The sequence below is a fragment of the Pseudomonas sp. LBUM1664 genome (assembly GCF_059695895.1).
Window position 1 is genome coordinate 2,802,424 of sequence record NZ_CP166791.1, and the last position, 12,746, is coordinate 2,815,169.

Genomic DNA, 12,746 nt, shown 5'->3' on the forward strand with positions numbered 1-12,746 from the left:
GCGCGGGGCTCCAACAGCCAATGGGCTGATAAATCCCCAGTCCAATCCCTCAGGCCACTTGCTGCAGAATGTCCCGCAGACGGTCGAGGGCGATGTCGATGTCCAGGGTTTCGATGGCCCCGAAACCGAAGAACAGGCCCGGTCGCACCGGTACATCGTTGAAAAAACCATCGAGGCTGTACAGCCCGACTTCGGCTTTTTTCGCCAACTCGATCACCAGCGCCAGGTCGATCGGCACCTTGCACAGTACCGCCATGTGGAAGCCAGCGGTGGTGGGCACGGCCTCGAACCAGGGCGACAAGTCCCCGGCCATGCGGGCCAGTATCCGTTCACGTCGACCGGCATACAGGGTATGGCAGCGGCGGATGTGTTTGAGCAGGCAGCCCTCGGCGATGAACTTGGCCAGTGCCCACTGGGGCAGGGTGGAAGTGTGCTGGTCGGTGAGGCGCTTGGCCAGGATCACCGCTTCGAGAATCGCCGGCGGCAGGATGGCGTAACCCAGCCGCAGCTCCGGCAGCAGGGTTTTGGAGAAGGTTGCGACGTACGCCACGATCCCGCGCTCGTCCATGCTTTGCAGCGAATCGGCGGGCCGGCCTTCGTAACGGAACTCGCTGTCATAGTCGTCTTCGATGATGATCGCCCCCAGCTCATAGGCCCGCGCCAGCAAGGCCTCGCGGCGAGCCTGACTCATGGGCATGCCCAGGGGAAACTGGTGAGAAGGCGTCACATAAATCAGCCGTGTGCCATCGGGGATCAGGTCCACGCGCATGCCCTGGTCATCCACTGGCACCCCGGCCACGGTGGCGCCTTGGGAGCCGAACAGCAGCCGCGCCGGCGGATAACCCGGATCTTCCATGGCCACCAGGCTGCCGGGGCGGGTCAACACCCGCGAGATCAGGTCCAGGGCCTGCTGCGCGCCGTTGCACACCACCACGTCATCATCCTGACAATTGACCCCGCGGGAAAACGCGATGTGTCGGGCAATGGCGTTGCGCAGCGCTGGCAAGCCTTCGGGCTGGCTGTAGAAGCCCTTGGTACTGGCGATCTGGCGCAGGGCATGGGCGGTGCAACGACGCCAGTCATCCAGTGGAAACTGGCCCTTGCCGGTGGCGCCGCCGATGAAGTCATAACGCAACGCACCTTCGAGTGTCGGGTGGCGCAGCAGGTCCGGCATGCTGCGCCAAGCCTCGACGACATCGGCGCCGGCCAGTTCCCGGTGGCTTTGTTTGCGCACGATTTTGGCCGGTCGCGCATTGACGTAGGTGCCTTTGCCGATGATGCCGGTGAGGAAATTTTCGTAGGTCAGTTGGGCGTAGGTGTCGGAAACGGTCTTGCGCGAAACGCCCAACTGTTCGGCGAGCAAGCGGCTGGGCGGCAGTTGCGTGCCGGCGGCCAGGCGACCGCTTTCAATGGCGCTGCGCAATTGTTGATACAACTGGCCTGCCAGGTCCTTGCGGCCGTTGATGACAACATGAAGTTCCATACCCGCAAGCTCCTGGGCGATTGTGGCGGCAAGCGTCAAAGGGTCAAGATTACCCGCATTGTGCGATTGCATAGAAGTTGCGTGGAGAAAATCCCGCCCATTGGCCTTGTGCGAAGTGGTCCTGGGTTTTTCGACGAATTGGACCTGTCGCTGACGGATCCCAAGGCCTACCGTGCAGGTATCAACCGCCACGGAAACCGCCATGAGCCAGCGTCTGGATTACTACAGTGCGTCCCCCGGGGCGATGAAAGCGATGATCGGCCTGGAGGCGCTGACCAGCCGCCTGAGTATCGAACCGGCGTTGCTGCACTTGATCAAAATCCGCGCCTCGCAACTCAACGGCTGTGCTTTCTGCACCGACATGCATTCGGTGGAAGCGCGACGCCTGGGCGAGCCCGAACGGCGTCTTTACGCGGTGGCGGTATGGCGCGACAGCGGGTTTTTCACCCCCCGCGAACGCGCCGCCCTGGCCTGGACCGAAGTGGTAACGCTATTGGCCGAAAGCCAGGTGCCGGATGACGTCTATGCCCAGGCCCGTGCCTTGTTCAGCGAGGAGGAATTGGTGGACCTGACCCTGGCGGTCAGCACGATCAACAGTTGGAACCGGCTGGCGGTGAGTTTTCGCCAAAGTCCCAGTGCCTGATTGTTTGTCGCTTGATCCCGCCCGAGCAGTGTCCTGTGGCTCTCCACTGTAACGAAATCGTTACTTTGGCGGCGACGAGCTACCCGCCGGAACAGGCGGCCGCTGGGGCTTGACCGAGGTGCCGAACGTGTTGCCCATGCGCACGCCGGTGGCTGCCGGGGTCGCCAGGCCGATGCTGCTCGGTGCGCGTTCGTTGACGGGTACATCCAAGGCGTCCTGCGCCCGTTGTGCCGCAGTTGCGGCGTGCGGGTCGTTGGCCATCTGTCGGCTCAGGCAGTTGTAGTCGGGGGTCTTGTAGCCGCCGACGGTCACCTCGATACACGCCGGAGCCTCTTCGCCCTGGGCCCAGGGCAGGGTCATGAGCAGGCCGAGGCCTGCCGTCATTCTCATCCACTGTTTCATCACTGGCCTCCTGGGTCGTCGCAGGGGACGGCTCGTTGTCAGGGCATCAGTCTAGTGTGGCTCGAGGGTTTTGTATCAGTCGTCATACGAGATTCATAAACACCCCTCAGGATGACGGTTTTCAACGGATACGTCAGTCGTGCAACAAGGCAGAGCCGAGGGTGGACGCAGGCGTGGATTGACCTGGGCGCCCTTGGGGTGGCTGGTGATGTTGTTGTGTCTGCAGGCTCCGCCGGTTCAGGCGGTCGGCTTGGTGGACCTGGACATTGCGCCCCAGGAGCTGAACACGGCGCTGGAGCAGTTCAGCCGTGCGACGGGTATGGCTGTGCTGGTGGACCACCTGTTATCGAGCCGGCGCCATACGTTGGGCGTCCAGGGACGGTTCACGCCCTCCGAAGGATTGAATGTATTGCTCAGCGGTACCGGGCTTGCGGCACATTACGCCCGAGAGGATGCGTTCACGCTACAACCGGTACAGGTCCGAGAAGTGCCACTGCCTCCCGGCATTATCCCCGGCCTGAGTAACAGCAATTATGCAGCAGCGATCCAGACGGTCATCCAGCGCAACCTGTGTCGTTCACCGTTGACCCATCCGGGAAATTTTCGGGCGGTGCTGCAAGTGTGGATCGGCCGTGACGGGGTGGTTCAGCATAGCCGCCTGGTCAGTTCCAGTGGTGATCTGATGCGTGACAAGGCGTTGGTCAACAGCTTGCAAAACCTCAGGATCGACCGCCCGGCGCCCAGTTCGTTGCGCCAACCGGTGACCCTGCTTTTGTTACCCGACTCATCAGGAAGAAGCATGGAATGCACAGCAGGTGAAGGGGTGTCTGGGCCATGAAAGACAATGGTCGCAGCCCTATGGTCAAGTTGTTCCTCACCTCTTACGAGGATTTCAAGGTACGCCTGCGCAGGCGCCTGGGCTCCGAGGAACTGGCCAACGATGTGCTGCATGAAACGTATCTGCGGGTCGATCGTATGACCGAGACGCCGGACATCGCTCAGCCCAACGCTTATCTGTATCGTATGGCCCTGAACATTGCCGCCGACCGTCGACAGTCCGATGCTCGCCTGCTTACTGGCGGTGAGATCGAGGAGTTGCTGCAGATTTGCGATGAATCCCTGGATCCGGCCCGTGTGGTGGGCGGGCAGAAGGAGTTGCAGATTCTGCTCAAGGCCTTGTATGAGCTGCCGTCACGGCGCCGCAGGATTTTCATCGCGGCGCGCCTGGAGGAAGCGCCGCACCTGGAAATCTCTCAGCGGTTTGGTATTTCCACGCGTATGGTAGAGAAGGAAATCAAGGCTGCGTTGGGGCATTGCGCCCTGCGCCTGGAAAGAAAAGTTATTCAGCGGTTCGGTCCCGGCGCGGGAAAACCGTCTTGAGAGTAGAGACCAGATCAATTCGTGAGTATGTGTGCGCTTGAACATCTTCAGCATCGCTTCCCCTGACGCCATGCCCCAGGCTCGACTGGCCAGTGAGGCCCGAGATTGGCTGATCCTGCTGACCTCGGGACGCGCCACTGTGGCTGATGCCCGAGCCTTGCGCCAATGGTGCGAACAAAGCCCCGAACATGCCCACGCCTTCGAACAGGCCAAGGCCCTGTGGCACGGGTTGCAACCGGCCGCCGTGGCGTTGCAGGGGCCGCGGCATTTCGGGCGCCGGGCGTTGCTCGGCGGCGCGATCGCGGCGTCGGCAGGTTTCCTGTTGATCCGGGCCACGGTGCCCGGTGGCGTATCCGGACTGGGTGCCGACTACATTACCGAAGTCGGCGAACAACGCCGGGTAGACCTGGCCGATGGCGTCAGCCTGGAGCTCAACACCCAGACCCGTCTCAGCCACCGTCCGCTGGCTGAGGGCGGGCAAGGGTTGGAATTGCTCGGTGGAGAGATTGAAGTGCAGGGGCGCAGCGCCTCGATGGTCAGCGTCCAGGCTGGCGCGGGCTGGATCAGCGCCGCCCGGGCGCGGTTCAATATCCGCTACACCGATCAGAGCGTCTGCGCGACCTGCCTGGAAGGCGTTGTACAGGTTCAGGTGCAAGGCCAGAGTTTTCGCCTGGAGCCGGGCATGCAACTGACCTACGACACTCGCCGGGTAGGCACCCCACAGAACGCCGATGTGTCAGCCGCCATTGCTTGGCGCGAGCAGGTGCTGGTGTTCAACGACGCGACCCTGGCCAGCGTCATCGACGAGATCAACCGCTACCGTCCTGGCATGTTGCTGTTGCTCAATCGCGAACTGGGCCAGCGCAAGGTTCAGGCGCGTTTCCGTCTCGACCAACTGGCTGGCGTGGCACTGTTGATCCGCGATGCCTACGGCGCCAAATGCACCGAGTTGCCGGGTGGGGTGGTGGTGCTTAGCTGAGGTCAGCGGTGGCTGGGCTTGCCTCTTCGCGAGCAAGCCCGCCCCACATGGGGCTGCGTGGGCTCCCCTCACTCCAGCGGCCCCAACACCTGCCGATACTTTTCGACACCCTGGGGCGTCTGTCGTGTCAGGCTGATTTCGATACCCTGCGGGTTCTCCTGCCGATTGCCGCTGAGTTTGCGCCAGCCCTTTTCCTTGTCCCAGAACCGCAGCCCTGCATCGCTGACTTCGCTGAGCACTGCTACCCCCGCACCGGGTGCGGGTAATGGGTAGCGGCTGCGGGCCTGGCCTTGGGCGCGGTAAAGTGTGTCGCCCTTGAGCCACCAGCGTACCCGTTGCAACTCGCCCTGCTGAGTGGCGGCCACGCGGATCACGTCCAGGCGCAACCCACGGCCGTCGGTGCTGCGCACGGTGAGGGCGGGCGGAGCGGTCGAAGGTTCGTCGTCGACTCCGGGTTTTACCGGTTCGCTCAACTCGACGCTGGCGCGCAGGGCCACGTCGAGCTCCAACTGGTTTAACACTCGCAGCAAGGCCTCAGTCTGCTCGGTACTGGCCTGCAAATGACTGTCGGCCCGAGTCACGCTGTCCAGCCCACGCCAGGCGATCAGGCTGACCACCGCCATCAACAGGATCGCCACCATCACTTCAAGCAAGGTGAAGCCTCTCTCCCGGCGGTTCATTGGACTTGCACCCGCCCGGCGGCACTGCGCTGGACGCTGAGGTTGTTCTGGCCGTCCGACAGACGAATTTGCAGGGGCTCGCCGATCCATTCGCCGCTCAGCACGACCCGCTGTTTGGGCTCCACGCGAATGTCCATTGATGGGCTCTGCCAGGCACGCGGATGCAGTTGCGGGTCGTCCTTGAAGCGATCCAGCGCCGGCCCTCGATCAGCGCTGCGGTTAAAGCTGAACCCCTTCGCGTTCCAGCGCCAGGTAATCGGCCGCCCGTCGGTGCGGGCTTCGGTCTGGGCGAGTTGCAACAGCTGCGCCAGCCGTTCGGCGTCCTGGCGCAGCAATTTCAACGGGTCTGGCTTGATGCTCAGGCTTACGGCGGCGCTGGCAATGCCGATGATCACCAGCACCACCATCAATTCGATCAGGGTGAAACCGCGTTGCTTGCCCCGGGCCATAGCGCGCTCCTTTGCGTCAGGATTCATCCTGCACGCTGAAGATGATAAGGATGTGAAATAAAACGGAGAGAATTGATGCGTACGCTGGGGGCTGGAATCAAAAAAAGGAGATCCAGGCCATGGCGTTTATCGAGCGTGTATCCCCGGCGCAAATCGTTCAGGTGCTGGGCCTGTTGGCGGCGTTGGCCGGGGTGGCGACCTGGTCTTCGCTGCTGCTGACATCGGCCGAGTCCCGCACACCGGATGTCGCCCCGCAACGCATGGCCGAACGTCCCGATAATCCGGCGCTGCAATGGTTCTCCAATCAGCCGGCACCGGTGGATATCAAAGTCAGCGGTGTGATGGCCGGTGCCCGCGGATCCGTGGCGATCCTCAGTCTCAATGACGGGCCACCTCGCAGTTTCCTGGCCGGTGAGCGGGTCGCCCAAGGGATACGGCTGGTGTCGATCGAGGCGCAGGCCGTGGTGATCGAACGGGGCAATGAGCAAACCCGGCTGGCTCTTGCGCGGTTGCCGGATACGGTGGTGTTGCCGCCGCTGACCCGCCCCTGAAATCACACCGAACCCTAGCCACAAGGCTAGTGTTCAGTTTTTATTTTTCCCGACTGACCAGCGTCTCCAGCCGAGCCAATGGCGGTGCTTCGTGGCTGCGGTCCGACACGGTCAGCTCCACCCGCAACATCTGGCCATTTTCCGCCAGGCGCAGGGTCTGTTCGCAACGTAGCAGCAACCGCCCTTGATCGCATTCGAACACCTTTGAGCCCAGCGCAAAACGCCCCTCCAGACGCAACTGCGCCAGTTGGCTACGGGCCGCTAGCAGGGCGATGGATTTGTCCCGCAACAGGCCATTGCTCTGGGTCATCACCGCGGCCACGCGCACCGCTGCCGACATGGCCACGGCGATGATCGCCAGGGCCACCAGTACTTCGATCAAAGTGAAGCCGGCTTGCGGAGCAGAGCGTGGCATTGCGCGGGCTCGATGGATGAAAGCAGTTCCCAAGGCTAGCCAGCGTTCGTGACCAATTGACGACTTAAGCTCCTGAGCATTTTCAATATCGCTGACATACTTTCTTGCAACACTGCGCCTCGAATCGAATCCAGCGAAGGACCGTCGAGATGCAGATTGCCCGTTACAACGCCCGTCTCCAAGGCCCACGCGGGCAGCAGGGTTTCACCCTGATCGAAATCATGGTCGTGGTGGTCATCCTTGGCATCCTGGCGGCGATGGTGGTGCCCAAGGTGCTCGACCGTCCCGACCAGGCTCGGGCGACGGCGGCGAAACAGGACATTGGCGGCCTGATGCAAGCCTTGAAGCTCTATCGATTGGATCACGGCAGTTACCCGAGCATGAACCAGGGCCTCAAGGTGCTGGTAGAACGGCCCGCCGATGCAAAAAATGGCACCTGGCGCTCTTACCTGGAACGCCTGCCCAACGATCCCTGGGGCCGCCCCTACCACTACCTCAACCCCGGTGCCAATGGCGAAGTGGACATCTTTTCCCTGGGGGCCGACGGTCAGCCTGATGGCGACGGCGTGAACGCCGACATCGGCTCCTGGCAGCTATAAGGGCCGTGATGCGAACGGATTCGCCCATCGCGGCGAAGCAGCGCGGCATGGCGGTCATCAGTGCCTTGCTGATCGCCGCCGTGGTGGCCGTTATCGCCGGCGGCATGCTCACCCGCCAGACGCTGTTCACCCGCAGCCTGGAAGCCGAGCAGTTGCGTATCCAAGGCTCAGCGCGGTTGCAAGGAGGCCTGCAACTGAGTCGTCAGTTGTTATGGGACGCTCGCCAGCGCGACCCCTTGACGCGTGTCGGCCAGCCCTGGACGAAGCCCATTGTGATACCCGGTTCGAGCCAGATCGACACGCCGTTCGAAGGACAACTGGAAGATGAGCAAGGCAAATTCAACCTGCGCAACCTTGTTGCCAATGAACGAGTGGATGAGGAACAGGTGCGTGCTTTCGAACGGTTGTGCGAGCAGCTTGGTGTCGCGGCAACGGTACGCGCGGGCATCGTCGAGCGAGTGATTACCGCGTACCCGCGCGTGTCGAATCCGACGCCGGCGCAAAAGACCCCGGTCAGCGGTACATTCGACAGCGGCCGCAGCACCTCGCCGCAAGCTTTCGACTCGCCGGTGGCGCCTACGCGGCCCATGCTTCGTACGCTGCAAGATCTGCGCAGCGTCAGGGGTGTCACCTCGGCGTTACTGGAAACGCTGATGCCTTACGTGACCATCCTGCCGGCCAATACCTGGCTCAACGGCAACACGGCCAGCGCCCCGGTGCTGGCCGCTTACGTGCCGGGGCTGTCGTTGCAACGGGCCCAGGCGCTGGTCGCCGAGCGGGACGGCGGCCACTGGTTTATCAATCGCGGGGATTTCGTCAATCGCCTGCGCATGCCAGAGCTGGAAACGACCACCGTCAAGGTCGGCATCACCAGCGACTGGTTTCGCCTGCGGGGCCAGGCGCGCAGCGGTCAACGGCGGGTCGAGCTGGATGCTTTGCTGCAACGCAGCCAGGACCGTTTGCCCCAGGTGATCTGGTCACGGGTGGGCGTATGAATCGCTTACGGGTGGCGTTGGTGCCGCTGGGCAACCTGAGCCTCGACACTCCACTGGCGTTCGCCTGGCTGGACCGCCAGGGTCAGGTTCGTGACCAAGGGCGCAGCAGTCTCCGGGACTTGGGCCTGGGCGCGAAGAGCCTCTGGGTGGAATGTTTTCTCCATCCTCGCGACAGCTTGCTGACCTGCCTGGAATTACCGCTGTTGCCGGCGGCGAAAATCACCGCTGCGGTGACCTGTGCGACCCAGGCCCTGATGCTCGGTGCCAGCGAGCGCATGCACGTGGCCCACAGCCCTCGCGGTGCCGACGGCCAGGTACAGATCGCCTGGCTGGAGCGTGAATCGCTCGCCATCCTGGGCCAGATCCTGCATCAGGCCGGCCTGAAACTGCGCGGCCTCTATCCGGCGGCCTACGCCTTGCCAGTGCTGTCCGGGCCGGTGGCCTGCATCGAAGACGGCCACCTGCTGGTGCGCTACAGCGTGCAGCACGCCGTGGTGCAGCCGTTGCTGGAAGAGGCCATGGATGAGTGGTTGATGGAGGCCGGGGCCGGGTTGCACTGGGTGGGCGAGTCGCCGCAGGCGTCGATGAGCACCTTGCCTGCCACCCAGCGCTGGACCGGTGCTGCGCCGGGCTGGGGCTTGCATGCCGGCCTGAGCCATGGCTTGGCCGGGCGCGGCGGCTGGGGCCGGGCAGCGACGATCTGTACGGTTGCGCTGGCCGTGTGGGTCGTTGGCCTGAATCTCTACGCCGCCCGTGAAGCGGCCCAGGGCCAACGGCTCAAGGCGCAGATGAGCCAGCGGGTGAAGCAGGCGTTTCCTGAATTGCCAGTGATTCTCAACCCGTTGCAACAGGCGCGGCAGCAAATCACCGCTCGCCAGAAGGGGACGGTGACGGACCCGGCTCAACGCTTCGCCAGCCTGGTGCAACAGGCGGGCGACGCCATGCCGTTCATGAGCGGTAACGTGCAAGAGCTGGTGTTCGAGAACGGTGAGTTGCGCCTGAAGGTCGTGGCCGAGGCGCAAAAAACATCCGCTGAAAACGACTGGAAAACCCCTCTGACCCAGGCTGGCATCGACGTCGCAGCCCTCGACCAGGGCTGGACCCTGCGTGTGGCCCCGGCCGACCAAGGAACTCAGGGCAACCCCGACGCAACTCCGGAAGCAGACGATGAATAAGCAATCGCTGGCACTGCTGTGGGCGCGTTGGCAAGCCCTTCGCACGCGTTGCCGGACGTCCTGGCAGGGCCTGGCCGTGCGCGAGCAACGCGTCGTGGCCTTGGCCGCGCTGGTGCTGGGCGGCTATCTGGTCTGGCTGGGGCTGATCCAGCCGCCGCTCAAAACCCTTGCGCACTGGCAGGCCGAAACGCCGAAACTGCGCTCGCAGACCGAAGCCCTCGAAGTGCTGCTGCGGGACATCGGCGGCCCCGCAGCAGCAGGCCAGCCCCTCGAAACGGTTCTGCGCCAGACCCTGGACGCCAGCGGGTTGAGCGAGCACTACCAGTTGCAGGGGCCCAGCGCCGAAACACCCAGCGCCTGGCAACTTACCTTAAACGACGCTCCCGCCGATGCGGTGATCGGCTGGCTGCTGGGCAACCCACGACAATTCTCCCTGGAAGTGATCGAGGCCCGCTTGCAGCGCACGGCCCCGGCCAATTCCGACAACACCGCCGGCACACTGTCCGGAACCGTTCGCATGAATCAGGCGCCAGGCGCTAAGGACGCTTCATGAAGGGGTTCAGATACCCAAGTCATTGGCGCAAGGCCGCGCCATTGCTGTTGCTTGCACTGAGCGCGTGCAATAGCACGCCGCCAGCGTCACAGCCACCATTGCTGGTGGACAGTGAACTGGGCTTGCCGCTGGGCAGTACCCAGCGCAGCGGCGATGCGCTGATGGACCGCCAACGGGCCCAAGCCTTGCGTGAACAGAAGCCAGCGGTGCGGCACCAGGTCGCTCTCACGTCCCGTGCCCGCGAACCTCGCAGCAGCACGCCGGCGCGCAACCCGCTGGGCGATCAGCCGGTGACCCTGAACTTCGTCGAGGCCGACATTCAGGCCGTGGTGCGAGCCCTGTCCCGTTCCACCGGCCAGCAATTTCTGGTGGACCCCCGGGTCAAGGGCAACCTGACGCTGGTTTCCGAAGGCCAGGTGCCGGCTCACCAGGCCTATGAGATGCTGCTGGCCGCGCTACGTATGCAGGGCTTCAGCGTGGTGGACGTCGGCGGCGTGGCGCAGGTGGTGCCCGAGGCCGACGCCAAGCTGCTGGGGGGGCCGATCTACAACGCTGATAAACCGGCCGGTAACGGCATGCTGACCCGCACCTTTCGCCTGCAATACGAAAACGCGGTGAACCTGATCCCGGTGCTGCGCCCAATCGTTTCGCCGAACAATCCGATCAATGCCTACCCCGGCAACAACACCATCGTCGTCACCGATTACGCCGAAAACCTCGCGCGCGTAGCGCAGATCATTGAAGGTATCGACACCCCGAGCGCCATCGACACCGACGTGGTGCCGATACAGAACGGCATCGCCGTGGACATCGCGCAAATGGTTTCCGAGTTGCTGGAAACCCAGGGCAGCGACCAGACCCAAAAAATCAACGTGATTGGCGACCCGCGTTCCAATTCCATCATCATTCGCGCCGGCAGCCCCGAGCGTACGGAGCTGGCGCGCAACCTCATCTACAAACTCGACAACGCCCAGAACAACCCGAGCAATTTGCATGTGGTGTACCTGCGCAATGCCCAGGCCGGCAAACTGGCCCAGGCCCTGCGCGGTTTGCTCACTGGGGAAAGCGAAGGGGAGGGCAAAGACAACTCGCGCTCGGTGCTCAGTGGCATGGGCGCCAGCACCAGCGGCAACAGTGGGCAAAGTAACAGCGATAGCTCCAGTACCACCACCAGTGGCAGTACGTCGACCAGCGGCAACAGCTACGCCCAGGGCAGCAGCGGGCATACTTCAGCTTCGACCAAGAACGAGCAGAACACGGCCTTCAGCGCTGGCGGCGTGACCGTCCAGGCCGACGCCACCACCAATACCTTGCTGATTTCCGCGCCGGACCCGCTGTACCGCAACCTGCGGGAAGTCATCGACATGCTGGACCAGCGCCGCGCCCAAGTGGTGATCGAGAGCCTGATTGTCGAGGTCGGCGAGGACGATGCCAGCGAGTTCGGCGTGCAATGGCAGTCCGGTAACCTGGGTGGCAGCGGAGTGATCGGCGGCGTCAATCTGGGCGGCACGGGGCTCAACGTCAACGGCAAGACCAGCATCGACGTGCTGCCCCAGGGCCTGAACCTCGGGATTGTGGATGGGACCGTGGACATTCCCGGCATCGGCAAGATCCTCGACCTCAAGGTCCTGGCCCGGGCCTTGAAGAGCAAGAGCGGCACCAACGTGTTGTCGACGCCCAACTTACTCACCCTGGACAACGAAGCGGCGAGCATTTTTGTCGGCCAGACCATCCCCTTCGTCAGCGGCAGCTACGTCACCGGTGGGAGCTCCAGCGACAACCCGTTCCAGACCGTGACCCGCGAGGAGGTCGGCCTGAAGCTCAATGTCCGGCCGCAGATTTCCGAAGGTGGCACGGTCAAGCTCGATATCTATCAAGAGGTCAGCAGCGTCGACGACCGCGCTTCGAGCACCACGGGGGTTGTGACCAATAAGCGCGCCATCGACACCAGCATCCTGCTGGATGACGGGCAGATCATGGTCCTCGGCGGGTTGTTGCAGGACAGCTACAGCCAGAGCAACGATGCGGTGCCGTGGCTGTCGACCATTCCCGGCATCGGTGCGTTGTTTCGCAACGAACGGCGGCAAATCACCAAAACCAATCTGATGGTGTTCCTGAGGCCCTACATCATCCGCGACACAGCGGCGGGACGCGGCATCACCCTCAACCGCTACGACTTCATGCGCCGCGCCCAAGTCCAACTGCAACCGGAACGCAGCTGGGCGATGCCGGACATGCAAGCACCGCAATTGCCGGCTTCGGCCAAGGCGATTCCAGTGGCCGCGCCTGCCGGGCTGCAAACGCCCAGGGCGGTGATCAAGGCGGTTCCTGCAACGGAGCCGGTTGGACAATGAGTGCCGTGGCGAGGGAGCTTGCTCCCGCTGGGCTGCGTAGCAGTCCTGAACCCTGGCGCCTCGGTGTGTCAGGCAAATTGCATTCAAC

Annotated in this window: 15 protein-coding genes; 10 read left to right on the plus strand and 5 right to left on the minus strand. The window is 63.3% G+C overall.

The window, feature by feature from the left end:
* Positions 1-49: 49 nt before the first annotated feature.
* Positions 50-1,483 (minus strand): MocR-like pyridoxine biosynthesis transcription factor PdxR, encoded by a 1,434-nt coding sequence (pdxR, locus tag ACA047_RS13145; protein WP_497359602.1) that lies wholly within the window; start codon positions 1,481-1,483, stop codon positions 50-52.
* A gap of 202 nt (positions 1,484-1,685) precedes the next feature.
* Between pdxR and ACA047_RS13150 the strand changes: the two genes are divergently transcribed.
* A complete protein-coding gene (locus ACA047_RS13150) occupies positions 1,686-2,126 on the plus strand; it encodes a carboxymuconolactone decarboxylase family protein (protein ID WP_497359603.1) in 441 nt (146 codons plus the stop codon).
* A 60-nt stretch (positions 2,127-2,186) separates the two neighbouring features.
* On the opposite strand, the gene ACA047_RS13155 is transcribed toward ACA047_RS13150, so the two are convergent.
* Complete coding sequence (locus ACA047_RS13155; protein WP_497359604.1) at positions 2,187-2,528, minus strand: hypothetical protein; 342 nt, start codon at positions 2,526-2,528, stop codon at positions 2,187-2,189.
* Positions 2,529-2,733: 205 nt separating this feature from the next.
* Between ACA047_RS13155 and ACA047_RS13160 the strand changes: the two genes are divergently transcribed.
* From ACA047_RS13160 to ACA047_RS13170, 3 genes are read left to right on the plus strand one after another with little or no spacing between them, the layout of a single operon-like run.
* Positions 2,734-3,366, plus strand: coding sequence for a TonB C-terminal domain-containing protein (locus tag ACA047_RS13160; protein WP_497360336.1), 633 nt, complete (start codon positions 2,734-2,736; stop codon positions 3,364-3,366).
* Positions 3,363-3,908, plus strand: coding sequence for a sigma-70 family RNA polymerase sigma factor (locus tag ACA047_RS13165; protein ID WP_497359605.1), 546 nt, complete (start codon positions 3,363-3,365; stop codon positions 3,906-3,908). The genes ACA047_RS13160 and ACA047_RS13165 overlap by 4 nt, the downstream gene beginning before the upstream one ends.
* Before the next feature lie 37 nt (positions 3,909-3,945).
* Positions 3,946-4,887: a FecR family protein gene (locus tag ACA047_RS13170; RefSeq protein ID WP_497360338.1), complete on the plus strand. Its 942-nt coding sequence runs from the start codon at positions 3,946-3,948 to the stop codon at positions 4,885-4,887.
* 68 nt (positions 4,888-4,955) lie between these two features.
* Here the strand turns inward: ACA047_RS13170 and ACA047_RS13175 are convergent, their stop codons facing one another.
* Together ACA047_RS13175 and gspH are read right to left on the minus strand one after the other, a co-directional pair.
* Complete coding sequence (locus ACA047_RS13175; protein ID WP_497359606.1) at positions 4,956-5,567, minus strand: type II secretion system protein GspJ; 612 nt, start codon at positions 5,565-5,567, stop codon at positions 4,956-4,958.
* Positions 5,564-6,016: a type II secretion system minor pseudopilin GspH gene (gene gspH, locus ACA047_RS13180; protein ID WP_497359607.1), complete on the minus strand. Its 453-nt coding sequence runs from the start codon at positions 6,014-6,016 to the stop codon at positions 5,564-5,566. The genes ACA047_RS13175 and gspH overlap by 4 nt, the downstream gene beginning before the upstream one ends.
* A gap of 119 nt (positions 6,017-6,135) precedes the next feature.
* Here gspH and ACA047_RS13185 point away from each other — a divergent pair, with 119 nt between their 5' ends.
* Positions 6,136-6,567: a type II secretion system protein N gene (locus tag ACA047_RS13185; protein WP_497359608.1), complete on the plus strand. Its 432-nt coding sequence runs from the start codon at positions 6,136-6,138 to the stop codon at positions 6,565-6,567.
* 40 nt (positions 6,568-6,607) lie between these two features.
* Here the strand turns inward: ACA047_RS13185 and gspI are convergent, their stop codons facing one another.
* A complete protein-coding gene (gspI, locus tag ACA047_RS13190; protein WP_497359609.1) occupies positions 6,608-6,982 on the minus strand; it encodes a type II secretion system minor pseudopilin GspI in 375 nt (124 codons plus the stop codon).
* Positions 6,983-7,131: 149 nt separating this feature from the next.
* Between gspI and gspG the strand changes: the two genes are divergently transcribed.
* From gspG to gspD, 5 genes are read left to right on the plus strand one after another with little or no spacing between them, the layout of a single operon-like run.
* Entirely contained in the window at positions 7,132-7,581 is a 450-nt protein-coding gene (gene gspG / locus ACA047_RS13195) for a type II secretion system major pseudopilin GspG (RefSeq protein WP_497359610.1), read from the plus strand.
* Positions 7,582-7,589: 8 nt separating this feature from the next.
* Positions 7,590-8,576, plus strand: coding sequence for a type II secretion system minor pseudopilin GspK (gene gspK / locus ACA047_RS13200; protein WP_497359611.1), 987 nt, complete (start codon positions 7,590-7,592; stop codon positions 8,574-8,576).
* Positions 8,573-9,751, plus strand: coding sequence for a type II secretion system protein GspL (gene gspL, locus ACA047_RS13205; protein ID WP_497359613.1), 1,179 nt, complete (start codon positions 8,573-8,575; stop codon positions 9,749-9,751). Before gspK ends, gspL begins: the two co-directional genes overlap by 4 nt.
* Positions 9,744-10,304: a type II secretion system protein M gene (locus tag ACA047_RS13210; RefSeq protein ID WP_497359615.1), complete on the plus strand. Its 561-nt coding sequence runs from the start codon at positions 9,744-9,746 to the stop codon at positions 10,302-10,304. The genes gspL and ACA047_RS13210 overlap by 8 nt, the downstream gene beginning before the upstream one ends.
* On the plus strand, positions 10,301-12,658 hold the full coding sequence (gene gspD / locus ACA047_RS13215; RefSeq protein WP_497359616.1) for a type II secretion system secretin GspD: 2,358 nt from the start codon (positions 10,301-10,303) through the stop codon (positions 12,656-12,658). The genes ACA047_RS13210 and gspD overlap by 4 nt, the downstream gene beginning before the upstream one ends.
* The last annotated feature ends 88 nt before the right edge of the window (positions 12,659-12,746 follow it).